This window comes from Marvinbryantia formatexigens DSM 14469 (assembly GCF_025148285.1).
Classification (GTDB): Bacteria; Bacillota; Clostridia; order Lachnospirales; family Lachnospiraceae; genus Marvinbryantia; species Marvinbryantia formatexigens.
The window spans coordinates 1,339,217-1,358,608 of sequence record NZ_CP102268.1; the positions used below are offsets into that span (position 1 = coordinate 1,339,217).

Annotated in this window: 21 protein-coding genes; 3 read left to right on the plus strand and 18 right to left on the minus strand. The window is 45.8% G+C overall.

The window, feature by feature from the left end; genetic code table 11:
* From NQ534_RS06625 to NQ534_RS06635, 3 genes are all read right to left on the minus strand, one after another.
* Positions 1–993, minus strand: a complete 993-nt coding sequence (locus NQ534_RS06625; RefSeq protein WP_006861445.1) for a dimethylarginine dimethylaminohydrolase family protein — start codon at positions 991–993, stop codon at positions 1–3.
* Positions 994–997: 4 nt separating this feature from the next.
* Positions 998–2,350 (minus strand): aminotransferase class III-fold pyridoxal phosphate-dependent enzyme, encoded by a 1,353-nt coding sequence (locus NQ534_RS06630; protein ID WP_006861447.1) that lies wholly within the window; start codon positions 2,348–2,350, stop codon positions 998–1,000.
* A gap of 211 nt (positions 2,351–2,561) precedes the next feature.
* Entirely contained in the window at positions 2,562–4,190 is a 1,629-nt protein-coding gene (locus tag NQ534_RS06635) for a M20/M25/M40 family metallo-hydrolase (RefSeq protein ID WP_322790988.1), read from the minus strand.
* 386 nt (positions 4,191–4,576) lie between these two features.
* On the opposite strand from NQ534_RS06635, the gene NQ534_RS06640 reads away from it, so the two are divergent.
* Complete coding sequence (locus NQ534_RS06640; RefSeq protein ID WP_006861450.1) at positions 4,577–5,251, plus strand: GntR family transcriptional regulator; 675 nt, start codon at positions 4,577–4,579, stop codon at positions 5,249–5,251.
* A gap of 73 nt (positions 5,252–5,324) precedes the next feature.
* Entirely contained in the window at positions 5,325–6,068 is a 744-nt protein-coding gene (locus NQ534_RS06645; protein ID WP_040782716.1) for a DUF3786 domain-containing protein, read from the plus strand.
* 33 nt (positions 6,069–6,101) lie between these two features.
* Here the strand turns inward: NQ534_RS06645 and NQ534_RS06650 are convergent, their stop codons facing one another.
* From NQ534_RS06650 to NQ534_RS06660, 3 genes are all read right to left on the minus strand, one after another.
* On the minus strand, positions 6,102–7,022 hold the full coding sequence (locus NQ534_RS06650; RefSeq protein ID WP_040782804.1) for a radical SAM protein: 921 nt from the start codon (positions 7,020–7,022) through the stop codon (positions 6,102–6,104).
* A gap of 241 nt (positions 7,023–7,263) precedes the next feature.
* Positions 7,264–8,448, minus strand: coding sequence for a DUF4179 domain-containing protein (locus tag NQ534_RS06655; RefSeq protein ID WP_006861453.1), 1,185 nt, complete (start codon positions 8,446–8,448; stop codon positions 7,264–7,266).
* Positions 8,449–8,458: 10 nt separating this feature from the next.
* Positions 8,459–9,040 carry an RNA polymerase sigma factor gene (locus tag NQ534_RS06660; protein ID WP_006861454.1) on the minus strand — a complete coding sequence of 194 codons (582 nt, stop codon included), beginning with the start codon at positions 9,038–9,040 and terminating at the stop codon, positions 8,459–8,461.
* 268 nt (positions 9,041–9,308) lie between these two features.
* Here NQ534_RS06660 and NQ534_RS06665 point away from each other — a divergent pair, with 268 nt between their 5' ends.
* Positions 9,309–9,584: a type II toxin-antitoxin system HicB family antitoxin gene (locus tag NQ534_RS06665; RefSeq protein ID WP_040782718.1), complete on the plus strand. Its 276-nt coding sequence runs from the start codon at positions 9,309–9,311 to the stop codon at positions 9,582–9,584.
* A 103-nt stretch (positions 9,585–9,687) separates the two neighbouring features.
* On the opposite strand, the gene sdaAA is transcribed toward NQ534_RS06665, so the two are convergent.
* The 12 genes from sdaAA to NQ534_RS06725 form a co-directional block, all read right to left on the minus strand.
* Positions 9,688–10,557, minus strand: coding sequence for an L-serine ammonia-lyase, iron-sulfur-dependent, subunit alpha (sdaAA, locus tag NQ534_RS06670; RefSeq protein WP_006861456.1), 870 nt, complete (start codon positions 10,555–10,557; stop codon positions 9,688–9,690).
* A complete protein-coding gene (sdaAB, locus tag NQ534_RS06675; RefSeq protein ID WP_040782720.1) occupies positions 10,554–11,216 on the minus strand; it encodes an L-serine ammonia-lyase, iron-sulfur-dependent subunit beta in 663 nt (220 codons plus the stop codon). Before sdaAB ends, sdaAA begins: the two co-directional genes overlap by 4 nt.
* Before the next feature lie 225 nt (positions 11,217–11,441).
* Positions 11,442–13,178, minus strand: a complete 1,737-nt coding sequence (locus NQ534_RS06680; RefSeq protein ID WP_006861458.1) for an ABC transporter ATP-binding protein — start codon at positions 13,176–13,178, stop codon at positions 11,442–11,444.
* Complete coding sequence (locus tag NQ534_RS06685) at positions 13,175–14,815, minus strand: ABC transporter ATP-binding protein (RefSeq protein ID WP_006861459.1); 1,641 nt, start codon at positions 14,813–14,815, stop codon at positions 13,175–13,177. Before NQ534_RS06685 ends, NQ534_RS06680 begins: the two co-directional genes overlap by 4 nt.
* Before the next feature lie 25 nt (positions 14,816–14,840).
* The gene (locus tag NQ534_RS06690; RefSeq protein ID WP_006861460.1) at positions 14,841–15,182 is read right to left on the minus strand and encodes an SPASM domain-containing protein; all 342 of its coding nucleotides are present in this window, start codon (positions 15,180–15,182) and stop codon (positions 14,841–14,843) included.
* Entirely contained in the window at positions 15,160–15,810 is a 651-nt protein-coding gene (locus NQ534_RS06695; protein WP_006861461.1) for a radical SAM protein, read from the minus strand. Before NQ534_RS06695 ends, NQ534_RS06690 begins: the two co-directional genes overlap by 23 nt.
* A gap of 44 nt (positions 15,811–15,854) precedes the next feature.
* Positions 15,855–16,268 carry a hypothetical protein gene (locus tag NQ534_RS06700; RefSeq protein ID WP_143115750.1) on the minus strand — a complete coding sequence of 138 codons (414 nt, stop codon included), beginning with the start codon at positions 16,266–16,268 and terminating at the stop codon, positions 15,855–15,857.
* 94 nt (positions 16,269–16,362) lie between these two features.
* Positions 16,363–16,494 carry a hypothetical protein gene (locus tag NQ534_RS06705; protein ID WP_260043471.1) on the minus strand — a complete coding sequence of 44 codons (132 nt, stop codon included), beginning with the start codon at positions 16,492–16,494 and terminating at the stop codon, positions 16,363–16,365.
* Positions 16,495–16,726: 232 nt separating this feature from the next.
* Entirely contained in the window at positions 16,727–17,299 is a 573-nt protein-coding gene (locus tag NQ534_RS06710; protein ID WP_040782722.1) for a DUF5028 domain-containing protein, read from the minus strand.
* The gene (locus NQ534_RS06715) at positions 17,286–17,921 is read right to left on the minus strand and encodes an ATP-binding cassette domain-containing protein (RefSeq protein WP_006861465.1); all 636 of its coding nucleotides are present in this window, start codon (positions 17,919–17,921) and stop codon (positions 17,286–17,288) included. Before NQ534_RS06715 ends, NQ534_RS06710 begins: the two co-directional genes overlap by 14 nt.
* Complete coding sequence (locus NQ534_RS06720; protein ID WP_006861466.1) at positions 17,918–18,715, minus strand: DUF2705 family protein; 798 nt, start codon at positions 18,713–18,715, stop codon at positions 17,918–17,920. The genes NQ534_RS06715 and NQ534_RS06720 overlap by 4 nt, the downstream gene beginning before the upstream one ends.
* Positions 18,715–19,347 (minus strand): hypothetical protein, encoded by a 633-nt coding sequence (locus NQ534_RS06725; protein ID WP_260043475.1) that lies wholly within the window; start codon positions 19,345–19,347, stop codon positions 18,715–18,717. The genes NQ534_RS06720 and NQ534_RS06725 overlap by 1 nt, the downstream gene beginning before the upstream one ends.
* Positions 19,348–19,392: the final 45 nt, after the last annotated feature.

The following is a 19,392-nucleotide window of genomic DNA, read 5'->3' on the forward strand; positions in this document are numbered from 1 at the left end:
TTATGAAACCGGCATCCGCCACAACGGCAATGTGGAACAATGGATTCCACCGCCCAGTCTGTTAATTTCCGAAATATCAACCGGTATCGTTTCTACTCCTGCTTTTTCCAGATTCTTTCTGGTTTTCACACCGGAAGCGGAAAACAATACCTTTCCCGGCTCAAGCGCAAGGCAGTTGTTTGTCAGCATCGGGTCTTCCATGTCCGTTTCAATAAGCTGATATCCCCTTTCCTTCAGCATCTTCAGAAACCAGTGCGGCAAAATGAAGGTGCTCACCAGTATCTTATCTTTATCAACAGGCAGGAACGCCTCGTCCAGATGAATATAATATGCCGGCATATCCACAACAATCAGCTCAATATCCTGATACGACAGCAGCGTGCGCAGCTGCTCAATACCTGCATCATTAATCCGTACCGAGCGTCCGACGATTGCCGTATGCGCATCGAGCATGGAGAAGGAACCGCCCTCCACCGTGCCCCTGCCCTGGATTGCCCCGATAATCGGGATTCCCTGCTCCGCCATAAATTTTTGTGTGATGCAGGTATCTCCCTGATGGAAATACATCGCAAATCTTGTGAGAACAACACCCTTTGGCAGCATCAGTGCAACGTCTCTGGTAAATGTGAGGTTTGTCCAGTAATAAGAGGGATCTTCCAGATAAAAAATCTCAATTCCGTTGTTTCTGAGGATTTCTGCCATCCGGTCATGCTGCTCCTGCATCAGCCCGATATCCGGAAGTTTATGTGACTTAAAGTAATTGCGGATTCTTTTTCCGTCCCTGCTTTTTAAAATTCGGGCTCCTGCCTCCTCTTCATAAGAGCCTTCTGCAAGCTGTTTTAATTCTTCTCCCGGACGATGTATCAAAATCTTCCTGATTTTGCCCACAGAATTATCCACTCCGAATTCATTACCCCAGACCTCCCCGTATACCTCCGAAGTAAACATATTGTCAATTCTGCTCCTGTCCATATACATCTGTAAGGTTGCCATCTTCCTATCTCCCCTCTTCCTGCAAAATGTCGTCCACCACAGCGACTGCAAAATCAATTTCCTCTTTTTTTACAATAAGCGGCGGGATAAAACGAACAACATTATGGTCCGCCCCGCAGGTCAGAAGCACCAGATTCCGCTCCAGCGCTTTTGACTGAATTTTGGCAGTCAGCGCCGCATCCGGCTTCAACGCTGTCCCCATATCTGTAGTTCCGTATGCCTGTCCTTCCGGCACTTTTTCCGCATCCGTTTTTTGAGGACGTGTCACCAGCTCCATAGCCACCATAAGCCCCGCTCCGCGCACATCCCCGATTGCCTCCGGATGCTTTTTCTGAAGCGCCTGCAGTTTTTCCAGAAAATACGCTCCCATTTTCCGGCAGTTTTCCAGCAGATGCTCCTCCTCTATTATCTTCAGTGTTTCCAGACCGGCACGACAGGCAAGCGGATTGCCGCCAAAGGTTCCGCCATGCGCTCCGGCAGGCCATTTATCCATAATCTCTTTTCTGGCAATAATTGCCGAAAGCGGAATCCCGCCGCCAAGCGCCTTGGCAGAGGTCAAGATGTCCGGCTTTACGCCAAAGGTCTGATATGCATACAGTTCCCCGGTTCTTCCAATACCGGTCTGCACCTCATCGAAAATCAGCAGAATACCATATTTATCACATATTGCCCGCAGCCCCTCAAGGAATGCTTTTCCCGGAACAATATATCCGCCCTCTCCCTGCACCGGTTCCACAATGATTGCCGCCACACATTCCGGATCTATCATTTTATGGAAAATCTGTTCAAACTGTCCCAGACATTCCATGTGACATTTTCCTTTTTTCTGTCCGAACGGACAGCGGTAGCAGTTCGCATAATCCGCCCAGTAAACTGCCGGAAGCAGCGGTTCATAATATTTCCGGTACGCCGCATTGGAACCGGTAATGGATACTGCCGCCAGCGTGCGGCCGTGAAAGGAATTCCGGAAGCTGATAATCCCCGGTCTTTTTGTGACATATTTCGCCAGCTTGATTGCCCCCTCATTTGCTTCCGCACCGGAATTGCTGAAATATACCTTTGTGTCACCACCGGTCAGCTCCACCAGCTTTTCCGCCAGTGCAACATAAGATTCATAATACACGACGTTATGCCCCACATGTATCATATTGTCCAGTTCGTCTTTAATCGCTGCAACTACCCGTTCATTGCGGCATCCGATGTTGTTCACGGCAACTCCGCTTGCAAAGTCCAGAAGCCGTCTCCCGTCCTCTGTATACAGATATGCTCCCTCAGAACCTGTTACCCCCAGCGTCGTCGCACGTTTTGCAACGGCAGGCATTACCTCCATACATCTCTCATACATGCTCTTCATCATTCCGTCCCCGCTTTCTGCGCTTACCTTTTCGCCTTATCTTCTACGTTTTTCTCTGCTCTTCTTTATACCTTATCTCCTGCGTTTTTCTCTGTTTGCTTTCCGCTTTTCCTTCTGCGTTTTTCTGCGATAATTTACTTTTTATTTCTGCCCAGCTTTAACCCGATATCATTGCTTTAACCCGCTATCATTACTTTAACCCGATATCATTGCTTTACTTCAGATAATATGTAATTGTTTTCCAGATTAGTGTTGGTAAAGTCTCAAAAGTATATGGAACATGTACACGTTCTGTCCATTTATGCGCATCTTTCCCGTAGCATCCATAATTTACTGCCGGAATATTCAGCCTTTTCATCTGAGCAAGCGGCAACGGATACAGACTTTCCATTCCGGGAAAATTATCCAGAAGCAGTTTCAGTGATTCCTCCGTATCGTCAATTTTCAGATAGCTGCTGTCAGAAAGACTTGGGAAAAATTTCATGAACCGGAATTCCTCCCCCGTTTCCTGCGTTACTTCCTTTGCAATTCCCATAATCTGACTGATGAGCGCCTCATCTTTCCCCTGCAGTGTGTTGTGCGGACAATACGGAGCCGCAAAATATAACACAATAATTGGATGCGTTATTTTGGCGGTATGCAGCAGATAGCGTATCACATGAATGGGAATTTCCCTTTTATCTGTCCCCTTCTGCAACTCCCGTGTCAGTATCCTGTCAATCTCCTCATCGTCTGCCCCCAGCTTCTTTGCCCTCTGGTACAGCCCGTCATAGGTGCAGACATCACAGTGATATTTGTAGTCACTGTGCCGCTGACCGTTCCGTGCACAAAATCTCCGGCTCATATCATTGATGTTCTGTAACATATCTCTCATTGTTTCATCTGCCGCCGCCAGCAGTTTTGACAGAATCTCTTCCATCGAGCTGTTATGCACAAAATAATTAAAATAAACAAATGCTTCTGACGGTGTCTGCACATTGTACCAGGGCTTCAGGTCCTTCATCTTCAGTACCGACGGCGGATAGGCATACTCTCCGGCATATTCATCGGAAAAATCACAGTTCAGAGAAATTTTTTCCGTCAGCTTTGCCGCAAGCATAGCGGCGTCAAATCCTTCAAAGCACTGCCCCACATGCGTTTCCTTTCCCTGTATATAGAAACAGGGCAGCAGCTTTCCGACTACTCCTGTATAAATCGTCTTCGCCGTATCCCCCGGAAACAGCGGACAAATAAAATCATTATTCACAGCCATCAGATAGTTAAGATGGTAACGGTTCTTTAGTTCTTCCAGAATGTCCAGCCCCTCAATAATGCCGGTGTGAAGATTTTCCTCGACAGGATTCAGAGAAAGAAGAATATTTCCCCGCAGCTCCTCCGGATGCTCACTGGCGGTCTTCAGAATACTGAGAAACACCGCATCCCCGCTTTTCATATCGCAGGCGCCCCGCCCAAACATATACTCTCCGGATTCCAGGTCCTTTCGCACCTCTTCCGGAAGGTCCTCCAGCCTGCCAAGTGCCTCCTTCAGCTCATCCGGACTGCACGCCAGCGGTTTCAGTCCCTTATATTCCTCAATTCCAACCGTGTCGGTATGTCCATGAAAAATCAAGGTGTCTCCGCACGCATCCTTTTCGCCGATCAGCAGCGCGCAGACATTGCGCCGATGGAGCGCATCGTTTTTCAGTTCTCTTACAACGACCTGTTCCGGATGCTTTTGAAAATATGGAATCTGCCTCAGATACTGTTCCAGGAACATTCCAATCTGCTGCTCCCCTTCTGTAGAATTAATGCTGCATATACGAACGAGCTGTTTTGTCAAATCCACCATTTCCTGATTAATCACAATATTCCCTCCCCTTCTCAGATAGAAATCTGCCCTGGTGCAACAAAATCATTTTGAAATTAAAAGCACCCGGCTATGATATCTGCGGATTTTTCTGTGAAGCCTGCAGGAGCTGCCACCGGCAACTCCTTTCAGATACACGGCAACGAAAAGAGGCTATTGCTTTTGCAACAGCCCCTTTGCCATAATGGTGTTTCTCTTTTTTCAATTCGGTTTACGCCCTCCGGTATCCTCTCCGGCTTTTGCGTTATCCCTCTGTCTTTTGGTATACATTTTACACGGCTTTTTCGAATTGTCAATACCCAATTTTTAATTTTTTTCTTGATTTTTCGCGTTTTGCATATTAAAATAATTTTAAAAATGTATACATTTTTGGAGGAAAGACCATGAAAACGCCTACGAAAACAGGAAAAAAAGCTGCCAGCACTGTCACTTTAAAAGAGCAGGCGTACCAGGCGATCCGGGAACAGATTCTGAAAAACCATCTGCCTTCCGGCACGCCGCTCACGGAGGAACAGCTCAGTGCAGCGCTGAATATCAGCCGCACTCCTATCCGCGCCGCGCTGCAGAAGCTGACCTATGAAAAGCTGACCATCCAGGATGCGACCGGACATATTTTTGTTTCCACAATTACCAGAAAAGATGTGGAAAATCTCACCGTGCTCCGCGCCCGGATTGAACCGCTGGCAATCGAGCTGGCGTCCTTTCCCATAGACGCCGAAAAAATTGAATTGCTGAAAAAAGACTGCTCCGTACAGTCTGCCCTGGTGAAGGAACACCCGGAAGATGACTACCGCTACGCCATACTGGATACGCAGTTTCACACGGATATCGCAGCATTATGTGACAATTCCATTCTGGCGGATACTTTTAATTATCTGGCGCCAACCGTCATCCGCGTCCACATTCTTACCGGAACACTGAATCCGTATAAGGAAACTGCCATCGAAGAACACCTGGAGCTTATTCATTATCTGGAACGCGGAAAAAAAGATTTCGCCATGCTTGCATTAAAAGAACATGTTATGCAGGTGGGGAACCGGATTATGACCAGCTTATAAGATGTCATTTGACCGATTCCGGAAACAGCGTTATAATTACGCTATATTTTATGTTGCGGGGAGGTCGTCCGGTATGGAACAAAAAGTATCAAACTATGAAAAATGGTGTGAAGAATGGGGCAGACGTTTTTTAACGCTGAATCAGACACAGCTTCAGCAGACACTGCCGGAATTAAAAGAAGAGGGAGATTACCTCACCCTCTTCCATTTCGGGAAAAAATACGGCATTCACCGGCAGACCGGCAAAATTGTTCTTATGGAAGAGCCTGCGCAATCTGTCTTTGCGGTCTCTTCCACCGGAAAATCCCCTGCCGCCGGTACGCTTACCGGGCGACCTGTCTCTGCAGGCGCTCCCGCAGAACAGCCTGTTTCCACAAATGTCCGTCTGAATATCTATACGCTGCTCTGGTATGCAAAGCCTTCCGCCAGGTTACAAAATCACTGGGTGACATTTGCCGACCTCAAGGATGCACGCCCCTTTGCGCCCGCTTTTCAAAAAGGCGTTCTCCAGACATTTGCCCGGACCTTTACCGGACACTCTGACAGGCTGATTGCCGCCTGCGAAGCACTCGGCGGGCAGAAGCTGCCACATTCTGATGTCGGCTATCAGATAAATGCATTTGAATGCATTCCCGTACAGTTTCTTTTCTGGGAAGGGGACGACGAATTTCCTGCACAGGCAAATATGCTTTTTGACATCAGTGCAACCGATTTTATTCATGTGGAAAGTGTCGTAACTATCGCCTCCGTCGGGCTTGATGAACTTGCCGAAGCTGCCGGAATCCCCGTGTACGCCGGCGGATTCCAGACAAAATGAGACTTGCGCCGCCGGATTTCCCGTATGCGCCAGCTACAGTCCCTCTCCGTCAAACGCCGGAATAAAGCTTTCCTTTGCGGTTTCGCCCTCCTGAATAAACGCATTTTCAACGCCAAGAGAGAGGGCATAATCCAGCAGGCGCTCATATTCCCGTTTAGTCACTTTGCGGTTCAGCTCCGGCAGCTTTTCCACCTGCACAAGCGGCGTATACTGGTTCATAAGGCTCAGATACACCTGGTTTCCATATGTTTCATACACATATTGCACCACTGCCTTCGCATTTTTTAAGTGATTTGGCAGGAGCAGATGACGGACAATTACGCCTTTTTGCATCATCCCCTCCGCATCGAAGACCGGTTTTCCCTGCTGCCTTACCATTTCAGCAAGCGCAATCTTTGCTTTCTCCGGATAATCCTGCGCGTGCGACAGACGCCCGGCAAGCTCCGGCTCCATGTATTTAAAATCTGTCAGATAAATATCTACAATCCCATCCAGCATCGCCAGCGTCTCCGCTTTTTCATAACCACCACAGTTATAAACAATCGGAACCGTCAGTCCCTGCGCGCGCGCAATCTGCACTGCCCGGATAATTTCCGGCGTATAATGTGTCGGCGTGACCAGATTCATATTCGCCGCCCCTTTTTCCTGCAGCTCCAGAAATATTTCTGCCAGACGTTCCTGTGAAATTTCCATACCTGCCGCAGCATCCGCGATTACCGCATTCTGACAGTACACACACCGCAGCGGACACCCGGAGAAAAAAACGGTTCCGGAGCCGTGCTCCCCGGAAATACATGGCTCCTCCCACATATGAAGGCCGGCACGCGCAGCGAGAATCTTCGTCCCCGCCACACCGCAAAATCCTTTTTTTCCTGCCGCCCGGTCCGCTCCACATTCACGCGGGCAGAGCCTGCAGCCCCTCTGTTCTTTCTTATGCACCGCTTCACATTTCATCTCATGCGCAGTCGTACCCTCTGTCCCGTGTTCCATCCTACACTCCGTCTTATGCGCCATTTCATACTCTGTGCCGTGCACATTCATACACGCTGTTTCATGTCCCGTCTTATGTGATGTATCTGGTTCCATCTTTTATACTGTCCCCCATTTCCGGCTGCTCTGGTATTCATCCACCCGAATATCTCATATTAATCTGACACGATTCTGATTTTTATCCGCCGGGTCTGTTTTTCTTTCCTCACTTTTTCAGGTCTATCCGGAATGTTTCTCCAACCGGCTCTGCGTCAGCCACATCTCCCACATCTGATACTGCAAAATAAAAATCTCCATCGCCGGTCAGATTCTGTTCTGTCTGCAGCTCTTCCATTTCCAACTTATAAAACTGCAGCTCTATCCACTCGCTGTTCACGGAAGGAGCCGTCGCGGACAGGCCATACGCAGACCCTGTTTTAAAAGTATAACAGTTTTTATCAATTCCTTCCAGTGTAAACCGGACTGGATTTCCAATGCTGTCCCTTCCCTGTATAAAATATTGCGCGTTTCCGGAAAATTCCCTGCCGTCCCCGCTCACCTCAAGAGTTCCATAAATGCTGTTGAGAGTAAGTCTTTCCACATTCACATAAAAATCCGGTTCTATCTGTACCTTTTGTCCAACGTCACAGATTAATGTGCTGTCTTCCAGTTCTTTCCGCGAAGCCGAAAAGGCAAATGAAAATGTCACCGGCTCCGTGTCATCCATCCCCCTGCCTGCCATTGCCTCAAAAGAAATATCCGCAATGTCCGGGATTTCTTCATCTGAAAATCCCCACTCAAAAATATAATGCCGCTCATCTATATAGCTGATTCCTGTGCTTGCGCAGTTTATCGCTTTCCCGTTTATCGCAAGCAGACCGCTGTTACTTAAACAGATCTCCTGCAGCTCATCTGCTTCTGCATCAAGCTCCAGAACAGCAAAAAGATGATTTCCGGACAAAATCGCCTCTTTCAATGTAAGCGAAATTCCTTCTCTTGTCTGCGTCAAATCCGGCATTTTTGCGTATGGTGTCAAATCCTCTGACAGACCGAGTGCCTGTCCTATCAAAGTCGAAAAATTCCGGATTGCTGCCCGCACTTCATTATGAAACATACAGGACAATCCCAGAAGCACAACCAGGACCGCACATGCCGCCCGCCCGGCAAAATTTCTTTTTGTTTTATGTTGCATTGTATGCCCGGCAAATGTCTCTCTTTGCACGGGTTGTCTCCCGCCAGACGTCTCTCTTTGCGCAGACTGTATTGTTCCCCCATCAAATGTCTCTCTTTGCGCAGACTGTATTGTTCTCCCGGCAAATGTCTCTCTTTGCGGTTCTGCTGCCGCTTCCAGAATCAATACATCATCAATCTCGCCAAATATCTCTAAAAATTTCAGTTCTTTCTCTCTCATAGCCTGCCTCCTATATGCAATGCTGTACCACGCGCTGCGGCTGCTCATTTTCCAGATACTTCTTCAGCCGCCTGCGGTTGCGGAACAGATTGGACTTCACCTTGCTTACGGAACATCCGTGGCGCTTTGCAATATCCTTCAGCCCGTCCATATACCAGTACCGGCGGATAAAAATATCGCGGTCAATCTCCGGAAGGCTTTTCAGAAAGGTATTAAGAAGCTGCACCAGCTCCTGTTTTTCCATATATTCGTCCAGTGTGGACACTGCCACATCCGCCAGCGTTTCCACCTCTCCGGCAACGTCCGCTATATGCATATCCATGCGCTTCGCCGCATATTTCCTGCGCAGGCAGTCAATCGCCAGACCCCGTGTAATTTTTCCGAGAAACGCTGAAAGAATGGCCGGTCTCTTTGGCGGCATATACGTCCACGCGGAAAGCCACGTGTCATTGACACACTCCTCACTGTCTTCCCTGCTGCCGACAATATTCCAGGCAATTTGCCAGCAGTAATGATTATATTTTTCACTGACCGCAGAAATTGCCGATTCATCCCGGTTCCAGAAGAGCGCAATAATATCTCTGTCATCCATATTATTCACCTGTCACTGCAATGCAGTGTATCCTTTCTGTATATATAGTCGTATTCTATCGCTTCCGGTTGCATATATCACAAAAAAAATTTCATTCGCGAAACGAATTTTGATAGGTTTGCAAAAGTTGCCGCAAACAGAGCAGACAACAAACGGTTATTGCCCCATACAGATAAAAATCAATTTGACAAATGTCCCTTATCCTTATATGATGAATGTTGTTGGGGGCAAAAACCCTAAATATCACAAATATGTCAGGAGGCTTTTTATGAGATTTGTATACCCCGCTGTTTTCCACAAAACGGAAACAGACACCTATAAAGGATATTTCCCAGATCTGGAGGACTGCCATGCGCAGGGCGACACGCTGGATGAGGCGCTGGATAACGCCATTGAAGCGGCGCGCGACTGGATTACGCTGGAGCTGGAGGAAGGCGGCGTTCTGCCCTCTATCTCTGAAGATGATGATCTGACATTAAAAGAAGGCGAATTTATACGGAACATTGCCGTAACCATTCGCCTAATGGATGGATGGGATGAATAAAAATTTCATAACGGAGAGATTTCCGTACATTGCCCGCGCGCAAAAGCGCCCGAAGCTGCTTCGTCAATGTGCTATGCTCTGTATGCATACTACAGATTTTATTCTACATCAGTTTCTGCGACAGTTTTTGCGCCGTTGGTGTTGCTGCCAGACCACCGCGGGCAGTTTCTTTTAAATCTGAATGCATCTGGCATCCTACACATTTCATTGCTGTTACAACTTCATCAAACGGAATCAGACTCTTAACTCCTGCCAGGGCAAGATCGCACGAAAGCAGCGCATTTGCTGCCCCTATTGCATTGCGTTTCACGCAGGGGCACTCCACTAATCCGCCCACCGGATCACAGACAAGTCCCATGATATTCTTCAGAGCAATCGCCGCTGCATCCAGAACAGTGGGTACGTCCGCACCGCAAAGCTCAGCCAGGGCGCCTGCCGCCATTGCTGCAGCGCTCCCCGTCTCTGCCTGACAACCGCCAGAGGCGCCGGCGATACATGCATTTTTCGCTATGATGCAGCCAATAGCACCCGCAGTAAAAAGCCCCTGGCAGATTTTCCCGTCATCAAACCCTTTCTTTTCACCGCCGACAATCAATACTGCCGGAAGGATACCACTTGCCCCTGCGGTAGGCGCCGCCACAATTTTGCCCATAGCCGCATTGAATTCTACAACCGCCATAGCAGATGCAACCACAGCAGCCATATCTGTTCCCATATTGCTCTGCTCTGCAAAAGACATCAGCTTTATAGCATCGCCTCCTGTAAATAAGCCATGATGCTTTTCACTGGCATCCAAGCCTTTTTTGATAGATTCCCGCATAACAACAAGGTTGCTATGCATCTCTCCCAGAATTTCTTTCCTTGAGCGCTCACTCTTTTCCATTTCATTGCGCAGCATAATCTCACTGATTGAGATGTTTTCCCGCCGGCTGATTTCACAAAGATCTGTTCCATGATTAAATCCGTATTTCACAGCATACACACCTCCATAACGTCTTCCGATTCCCTGCGGATGTGCTCCAGTATTTCACGTTTGACATCCCCGTCTGTCTCAATAATCATACAGGCATTCTGCCAGCGTGAACTGCGGAAAACACACATAAATGCAATATTAATTTTCTCTTCTGCCAATACCCCCGTTACTTTATTGATTACACCCGGTCTGTCATGATGAAAAATTAAAATAGTAGGATACTCGCAGCCAAAGGATACTTCCATTCCATTAATTTCCTGAATTTCAATACTTCCCCCGCCTACAGAAGCGCCAAGCAAATCAATCTTCCGCCCGTTTTCGTCTTCAACTACTATTCTCGCCGTATTTGGATGATTCATACTTTGCTTTGAAAACTCTACCGATATATCCTTCTTTTGTTCCGCCGCCAGCTGAAGTGAATTACGCAGCCTGCTGTCATCCGGAGCAAGACCTAAAAGCCCTGCTACAATTGCTTTATCGGTTCCATGTCCCTTACCCGTATCCGCAAATGAACCATATAAAGTTACTTTCGCTTTTTTTATCTTTCCGTTTGCAAGTCTGTATGCAACGCCGCCAAGTCTTGCCGCTCCCGCTGTATGAGAGCTTGATGGACCTATCATCTGTGGTCCGATCAAATCAAACACTCCATATTCCTTCATAATATGTCTCCTGTATTCAGCAATTTCCACTGTTTCGACGAGTAAAGCATTGCCATTACTCTCTGCTCCATAACGTATCTTTTCCCGTACAACTTTCCGTTCGTCTTTTTCATTATAACGGATATGCTTTCTTAAGTCATCCATTATTTCATCAAAAATCCCTTGTCGTATGCATGGCAGCTAAAACCGGGAACCTGTTTCCAGATTCCCGGTTTTACGTGATTATTATCGCTCCATCTGGCTTTTCCACATTCCGGCATACCTGCCGTTCTTTTCCAGCAGCTCACGATGTGTTCCCTGTTCTGCAATCCGTCCATGTTCCACAACATAGATCCAGTCGAAATTTTCCGTCAGCTCCAGCCGGTGTGTCACAACCACCACAGTATGGTCTGTACCATACTGCTCAATCGCGCGTTTTACAATTTCCCCGTTTTCCGTATCAAGTGCAGAAACCGGCTCATCCATTAAAAGGAACGGGGCGTTCCGGTACAGACCTCTTGCCAGCGCGATGCGCTGCAGTTGTCCTCCGGAAAAGCTTTCCTTAGTCTGCCCAAGCGTCTGCTCATAGCCGTTCCCTGTTCCCAGGATAAAGCTCTCCGCTCCCAGCGACTTTACAAGCTTTTCTATTTTTTCTGTATCCGGCTTTGTCTCCATTCCGATATTTTCCCGTATGCTCATCTGAAAAAAGGAAAAATCCTGCGGCATATAAGAAAAATTCTTCCGCCACTGCGCCTTTGAAAACGCTGTAATGGGCGTATCTCCCAGGCAGACTTTCCCTTCCTGCGGTTTATAGAAGCCCAGCAGCAGCTTCAGAATCGTCGATTTTCCACTTCCGCTCCCACCCACAAAAGCCACCTTTTTTCCATATGGAATACGGACTGTAACATGCTCCAGAACCGCCTGTTCCGGATAAGAAAAGGATACGTCCCGCAGGCAGAGCTCCCCTCCGGCACAATTTACCGCTTCCCCATCCTCTGAGGCTTCCTCCTGCTGCAAATCCAACACTTCAAAAACCCGCTCCATGTGCGGAGCATGTATCCGTAAAATCGTATGATAATTTCCAAAAGCAACCAGCATCTGCCCAATCTGGTCCGACAGCGGCAGCGCCAGCATTACGTCGGAGAAAGCAATGATGCCCTTTCCCGCCAGAAATCCTCCCAGCAATAAGAGACTTACTATCGTGACACAATCCGTGACAATCACAACCACCGCTCTTCTAAACGCCCTGTACTTTCCAATCTGAAGCTGTTTTCTGCCAATCTCCTCCAGTTGTCTCTCCTGCTTTTCTTCAAACGGCTTCCACAGAAAATAGGTACGGATTTCTGTACTTCCCTGCACGCATTCCTGCATAAATTTAACCAGTCCGCTTTTTCCGGCAACCAGCTCTTTATTTTTTTTCTGCTGTTTCTTCGATGCAATCTGGACAACAAATAAATTCAGCGCCGCACAGAGGAAGGTCAGCAATGTCACACGGACATCTACAAAAAGCAGGAATATCAGCGAAAAGCTTCCCGATAAAATCGGCGCAAAAACATAACCGTTCATGTAATATCCTGTCAGCCGCGCGCAGGCAGGAATATCGGAGCTGATACGGTTTAACACCTCCACGTGCGAGAGCTTTTCCACGGCTTCCTCCCTGCCACGGATATACGCATTCATCATTCCGCTGCGGATATTTGCCTGGACCTTCTGTTCGATGTAGGTAAAGCCCAGCAGGGCAAAACCGGATATCACAGAAAAGGCCATAATTCCCACTAAGTATAACACCATCTGCCATACTTTCCCGGTTCCGTCTGTTCCCGAAACGCTTCCTACCACTTCACGCAGCAATACGCCCACAGATGAAAACACCAGAAAAAGCGCCATGCCGTTCACCAGACTGCATATTGCATACAGAGGCAGAAAGGGCTTCAGATATCCCAGCAGACGTTTATATAATTGATTCTCTGACGAAGCTTTCATCCAGTCACCTCCCCGGATATCATGTTTCTTTCACACAGCTCTTTATAACTTCCATGCGCCAGAAGCTTTCCGTCGCGCAGCAGATATATTTCATCCATAAATGGCAGCAATTCTTTCTGGTGCAGACCAAAAATCATCGTCGTCTCCGGATAATCCCCGACCAGTTTTTTCATAATTCTTTTTGCCAGTCCGGGATCCAGTGCGGAAAATGCCTCATCCAACAGCAGAATTTTCCGTCTGCTGTTCAGAGCTCTCGCCAGAGCAATCCGTTGCCGCTGTCCTCCGCTCAAGGTATCCCCGTTTTCTGTAATCTGCGTTTCATATCCCTCTTTCTGTCCGGAAACAAATTCATTTAACTGCATATCCTCGCAGACCTGTCTGAAAAAGTCATCCTCTTTATCACAGGAATATAAAATATTCCGCCGTATCGTATCGGTAAATAAATAGGGGAACTGGTCTCCATAAACCGCCTGCTTTCCTGAGATTTTCCCCTTCTGCGGACAGAGCAGCCCTGCTATCAGCTTCATCAGCGTTGTTTTTCCGCTGCCGCTCGCACCGACAAGCGCTATCTTTTTTCCCGCTTCTATCTGAAGCGATATATCAGTCAGCACCCATTTTTCATTTCCCGGATACCGGTACCACACCCGCTCTATCGCAACATCCCCGGAATCCTCTTCCTCGCGGGAAACCACCGTCCGGACCGGCTCCCCGAAGAAATCCATCAGCCACTTTCCGGAAGATCTGGCTTTCGCCGCTTCTGTCCACAGGTCCGTATAGTGAAGCTGGTCCGGCAGAATATTCTGGCAGAGATAAAAGATACCCATAAATGCGCCTGTTTCTACCAGCCCCGCCGGTATCAGCCAGAGCCCTGCAAGGCACAGACAGAGTATCGGTAAAATGCCGCACAGCAGCCCTATCATGCTCACCGGCAGCGTGCGCAGCCCCATGCGGATATTGGCTTTTATGTAAAGCGCTTCCTGCGATTTCCAGTAATCATCTATCCAGTCGAAGCATCCCCATACCTTGATAATTGTATGACTGCCAAGCGCATCCTTCATTTTCGTATTAAGCTCCGCCTCGCACTTTTTCACGTCATAGCTTGCTTTCTCCATAATCCTGCTGATGAAAAACTGAATCGTCATGGAAACCAGTATGGCGGCTACATAAACCACCGTGCTTCTCCAGTCCACCAGAGCAATATACACCAGGACAAGTACCAGACGGATGGTCTGGAAGATAATATTCGGAACCGTGTCCGACAAAAATCCGGTGTAATCCTCTGCATGACGGACCATCAGCGTATACAGACCGGAAGAATTTTTCATTTCCGGATGGTCCGGGCTTAAATACAGAATCTGATGCAGCAGTTTCTTCTGGATATTGCCAAACGTATAGCATTCTATCCGGCTTTTCAGAAGCTGATAGACCGCGTCCAGAAGCTCCTGCAGAAGAAAAGCGCCGGCTACGAGTATCAACAGTCTGCCTGCGCCGTCCGCGCCGAATCCGGACAGCTTCTCCGTAAGCTCTCCAAGCACGTTGGATGCCAGAATAATTGCTCCTGTCAGTAAAATACTGACAAGCACAGTCATCCCGTAATAAAATCTGCATTGATTAAAGTAATAAAAGAATTTTTTCATAGCTCTCCCCTGCCATTTCTAAATTCTATACTGATTTCAGAAGTATTCTTTCATATCGCTTTCTGCGTTTCTGGCAAATGCTTTCTTCCACCATTCCTGTCTGCCCCTCTTTTGCCGCTGTATAATGAGCAGGGCAAAAATGACATATCTTTCTTGCCCAGCATTGCTTACATATTTCATTTTCTTTTTTAGTGAATACCAGTAATTTATCCATATTTTTCTTAATATCCTCCACTTCACATGTATCTGCTAAATTTCCAAGGCAAAAACATCTGTCTGCCGCGTACATGTGGCATGGATATAAGTCCCCGTCCGGCATAATACATGCCGTCTGATACCCGGCATTACAAAACAGATTGCTCTGCATTTCCTGTGACAGGAACTGCCATAATTCTCCCTTTTTTTACATCAAATGTATCTGAAAGATACTTTCTCAAATCCTTCAGCGAAATATCCGCCAAAACATGATTTATTGTATATGTAGCCTCGATTGCATCTATATTTTTCTTTAATAATTTTGCATTTTTAAAAACAAGTTCCGCCGAACCACTCCCATTCGGAAAAATTCTCTGCAAATCATGAATTTCTCCCGGTCCATCCACGCTTATAGTCAGTCGAATATCATACTTTGCGATTACAGCACATATTTTTTCACTATATCCCACCAGATTCGTTATTCCATTTTTTACTATTAGATTGTCTAAATATTTTACAGCATCTTCGGGATTCATGTTTCCTTTTTCGTATCCTGCATATACCCCAAAATCTGCGAAACAATATTTACATCTCAGATTACAATTCGTTGTCACATTAATGGTCAGCTTTGAAAGAGTTTTGCTCTCTCCCCAATAGGAGTGTTCCGGAACAGGAACGGCAGCTATCCTTTCTCCCAACTTTTTTGTCATAAGCTCCTGTAAAATCCCATATGATTTTTCTGACGAATTCTGCAGCTCATTTATCTTTTCCGCTGCATCCGCCGGTACTTTGTAAAGCATATTTGCCGGGATATCATAGAGAAGCGCCTTCTTCCCTAAAATCGCTATATGTAAATTAAATACACTGGTTTTGAAATCATCCTCTTTTTTCGCAGCAGCTCATTAATCAGATTATTAAAGTGCAAATCCTGTTCTGAAAAGCCAGCTTCTGTATATACCCGGCATTCTTCCGGATATAATTCAGAAGGTGGATGTGTATGTGCAAACATCAACGAGTTGTCTGTATTTTCCGCTGCATTCATTCCCGCCAGAATAATCTTTGGTGGAATCTGCACGGATGCGGTATCTGCTGCCGTAAACTGTTCCTCTAATTGTATCGCTTCCTGTATACTACCTTGCCCTTCCTGTCCGGTTCCATTTTTAATAAAATAGATAACCGCCGTTTCTCTGAATGGTTTTCTATCCAAAGCGCTGTACAAAAGATTCAGCTTATTCTGTGGGTCCATTATATGCCGCATTTTTCTCACCTCTCCGGATTTCACTCCGAGCAGAGACCGCATCGTAAAACATAACCATTTGTATTTTCCGAATCAGTCTCTGCTCTTTTAAAAGTTAATCTTTAATAATGCATCCGACACCACAGTTTCCGCCTGTCAGTTCAAAATCTGCTCCATCAACAAGCGCTAAATCCTGCGTCGTAACTTCTTCCAGTTCCTCTTCAAAGATTTTTTTGATATCTTCCATGACTTTTTCCTCCTTTTCCACGTTAAAATGTTCTTGCTGTCAGATGACCATCTTTCTTCAATATATTTTCCATATGGTAAATATATATTACCATATATTTTTTCTCCCGTGCGGCATCGTCCTCCAATGGTCTTTTTCATGTCCATAAAAATGCTTCCTGACTATATCGAAATTTATATCACTTTCTCTTAGATATTTCCGGATAGCAGAACAAACGATACATGAAAAGCTTTCATTTGTTATTACTTCGCAGTATGATTTTTTCCGGATAATAATTCAAAACGACATCTACCGCTCTTCGTTCAAGCTGCTCCCAGTCTTTTTTCTTAAAATTCAGATCGAGCATATAGACCGGAAAGACAATCTCTTTTTCTTCCTGTTCTTTCAACTCCAGCTGCATCATTCCTTTCCCGTTTAACGCTTCAAACAGAAAAAATTCATGCTGATTATGCCATGCGCCGATTTCAAAGGCAATGTTTGTCAAATCCAGTACGGTATCATCTGCTTTATTTTTTTTGATACCAAGCGTTACCAGAATAACTTTTTCTTTCTCCGCCGGATATCGTTCTCCATTTTGACTTACAATCGTATATCCTGGAATGATTTCTTCTGTAATCTCGCCGGTATACCACGCTATATCCTTTAATACAAATTCATAATTTCCTATACGTGCTGCTTCTCCCTGTGGAATTATCGTTATTTTAGGATTGGGATATTTTTGATTAAGAGTAACATAACGCCAGACTGCACTAAGTCCAATCAGCACTATCATTAAAAATAGCAGAGTATTTTTATATTTCTTCAATGATTCTGCCTCCATTCATTACAAAAATATGGTCGGACAAATTTTCCAGTTCCTCCCGGTCATGACATGCCAGTATCACAAGCGCTCCCTCTTCTTTTAATCGGAAAATCATCTCTCTGATTAATTCTACACCAGAAATATCCAGCGCATTAAAAGGCTCATCCAAAATAACCAGCTCCGGCTTTTCCATAATCGCACAGGCAATTCCCAACCGCTGTTTCATACCCAGGGAATATTTTCTATATTTTTTCGGGTCATCCGGATTTAAACCCACCTTTTCCAGAGTGCCGCGTATTTCTTCTTTGCTCACCTTTTTTCTGATAGCAGCCAATAACTCCAGATTATCCATTCCCGAACAATTTGGCAAAAAAGACGGGTTTTCAATCAAAGCTCCCACATTGTCTGGAAACGTCATATCTTTACCCATTATCTTCCCATCAATCTCAATCTGTCCTTCCTGACACAAAATCAGCCCGCAGATTGCCCGCATCAACATTGTTTTTCCACAGCCATTCTTGCCCTGCAGACCATAGATATGTCCACTTTCCATCTCCAATGAAATATGATTCAATACTATATTTCCTTTTATTGTCTTCGATAAATTCCGTACCTTCAGTTTCATCCCTGCTCCCTCCTGCTAATAATGTCCATTTTTTCTATATAAGTAATGCCTGCTAAAATTATCACCAGACATACTATGGCACATTCTGCAACCCCATTCATCGTTTTCCTTCCTGTTTCAATCAGAACCCTGTTGCGCAGCAGCATTGCATGATTTGCAAGCAACCATCCTCTATTAACATATACGGAAACAATCAGATATGTAAGCATTATAATGTAGGATACAACGGGACCTGATATCAGTGTCAAAATCAACTCCAACAAACATAACACTATTCCAACGAGTACCGGCAATATATACAGCGTACACATATCCATATTTGTTGCAGAAAATGCCCGCAATGAAGAAAAGATTTGGTTTCCTGTATTCTGTAGATTATAAAGCTGTACACTTCCCATAAATATCAGAAATTGTGCAACAAAATACAAAAGTACCATTTCCATGCACCACACTGCTTTGCTCAAGAACCATTTTTGTCTGTTCTGGCACCGCAAAATTCCCTGTATGCCAATGCCCTTTAAGTCATCAGCAGGATAACTGCATACTAAAAATAATAAATACGAATAAAACAGAAACCACAAAACCGGTAATTCAAATTCGCTATCCGGAGTTCGTATATATTCCGGCTTTCCTAAAAACAACTGCAGCCAGCAGTCACCAAAGCTGACCATGCTTTCATTCATAGGCATCAATTCATTCACCAGTATGTTTCCAATAAAAATCAGAATACCCAAACCCGCCAGCACTCGCAGCCGCACCATATGCCAGCCATTTTTCCATTCATATTTCAGCATTAATAAAAGTCCTTTCTCCTTATAATCAGACATCCTGCAATATAAAAAGCAAAACAGCAGACTGTTGTGATATACAGCCATTTCATGTCCGGTGCCGTCCAAAATGTATGAGAAAAACTCAACGTATTTAATATCGGTCCCCCGCATTCATACTCCGTAACACACCAGCCCCCGGCAATCAAGCACCCCAGCGCAGGATTTCGATAAATATATCCTATAAACATCAACAACATTCCTAACAAAAAACATGATATTGCAATGCTGACAAAAAATGCGACAGCAACAACAAGTAAAGAAATTTCTTTTTTTATCCTCTGTCCAGTAATATACCAGAGAATATTTTTTTCCTCCGTCCAGTCCATTTGTGCCTGTCCACTGCATAAACCTGCCAGCCAGACCGTTGCCGTCGCTGTCAGTGCTGTAAAACACGCCAGGATCAGACAACGGCAACAATCCATATCCCAAATTTTCTTACGCGATTGACAACGCAAAATTACCTGTACCTGCTCCCGCTCATCACAGGTAATTAACAGAGACAGAAAAAAAGCGGACAGAATCAACAGACTTCTCTTATCCACAGCTTCCAGCAGTGCAAAATTATCTGCAATCGAAAGATGCAGTTTCACCGTCATGAAAAACTCATTTTTCACCGTTGTTATATAATATATGACACTGCA

Bases quoted from the DNA above. Each gene is read 5' to 3' on its own strand.
- NQ534_RS06650 (WP_040782804.1), bottom strand. From the start codon at position 7,022: ATGAAATGTGAAGCGGTGCATAAGAAAGAACAGAGGGGCTGCAGGCTC.
- NQ534_RS06680 (WP_006861458.1), bottom strand. From the start codon at position 13,178: ATGAAAGCTTCGTCAGAGAATCAATTATATAAACGTCTGCTGGGATAT.
- NQ534_RS06640 (WP_006861450.1), top strand. From the start codon at position 4,577: ATGAAAACGCCTACGAAAACAGGAAAAAAAGCTGCCAGCACTGTCACT.
- NQ534_RS06705 (WP_260043471.1), bottom strand. From the start codon at position 16,494: ATGGAAGATATCAAAAAAATCTTTGAAGAGGAACTGGAAGAAGTTACG.
- NQ534_RS06655 (WP_006861453.1), bottom strand. From the start codon at position 8,448: ATGAGAGAGAAAGAACTGAAATTTTTAGAGATATTTGGCGAGATTGAT.
- NQ534_RS06720 (WP_006861466.1), bottom strand. From the start codon at position 18,715: ATGCTGAAATATGAATGGAAAAATGGCTGGCATATGGTGCGGCTGCGA.
- NQ534_RS06665 (WP_040782718.1), top strand. From the start codon at position 9,309: ATGAGATTTGTATACCCCGCTGTTTTCCACAAAACGGAAACAGACACC.
- NQ534_RS06700 (WP_143115750.1), bottom strand. From the start codon at position 16,268: ATGCGGCATATAATGGACCCACAGAATAAGCTGAATCTTTTGTACAGC.
- sdaAB (WP_040782720.1), bottom strand. From the start codon at position 11,216: ATGAAGGAATATGGAGTGTTTGATTTGATCGGACCACAGATGATAGGT.
- NQ534_RS06625 (WP_006861445.1), bottom strand. From the start codon at position 993: ATGGCAACCTTACAGATGTATATGGACAGGAGCAGAATTGACAATATG.
- NQ534_RS06685 (WP_006861459.1), bottom strand. From the start codon at position 14,815: ATGAAAAAATTCTTTTATTACTTTAATCAATGCAGATTTTATTACGGG.
- NQ534_RS06715 (WP_006861465.1), bottom strand. From the start codon at position 17,921: ATGAAACTGAAGGTACGGAATTTATCGAAGACAATAAAAGGAAATATA.
- NQ534_RS06630 (WP_006861447.1), bottom strand. From the start codon at position 2,350: ATGATGAAGAGCATGTATGAGAGATGTATGGAGGTAATGCCTGCCGTT.
- NQ534_RS06725 (WP_260043475.1), bottom strand. From the start codon at position 19,347: ATGACGGTGAAACTGCATCTTTCGATTGCAGATAATTTTGCACTGCTG.
- NQ534_RS06690 (WP_006861460.1), bottom strand. From the start codon at position 15,182: ATGCAGAGCAATCTGTTTTGTAATGCCGGGTATCAGACGGCATGTATT.
- NQ534_RS06660 (WP_006861454.1), bottom strand. From the start codon at position 9,040: ATGGATGACAGAGATATTATTGCGCTCTTCTGGAACCGGGATGAATCG.
- NQ534_RS06645 (WP_040782716.1), top strand. From the start codon at position 5,325: ATGGAACAAAAAGTATCAAACTATGAAAAATGGTGTGAAGAATGGGGC.
- NQ534_RS06695 (WP_006861461.1), bottom strand. From the start codon at position 15,810: ATGCTTTACAAAGTACCGGCGGATGCAGCGGAAAAGATAAATGAGCTG.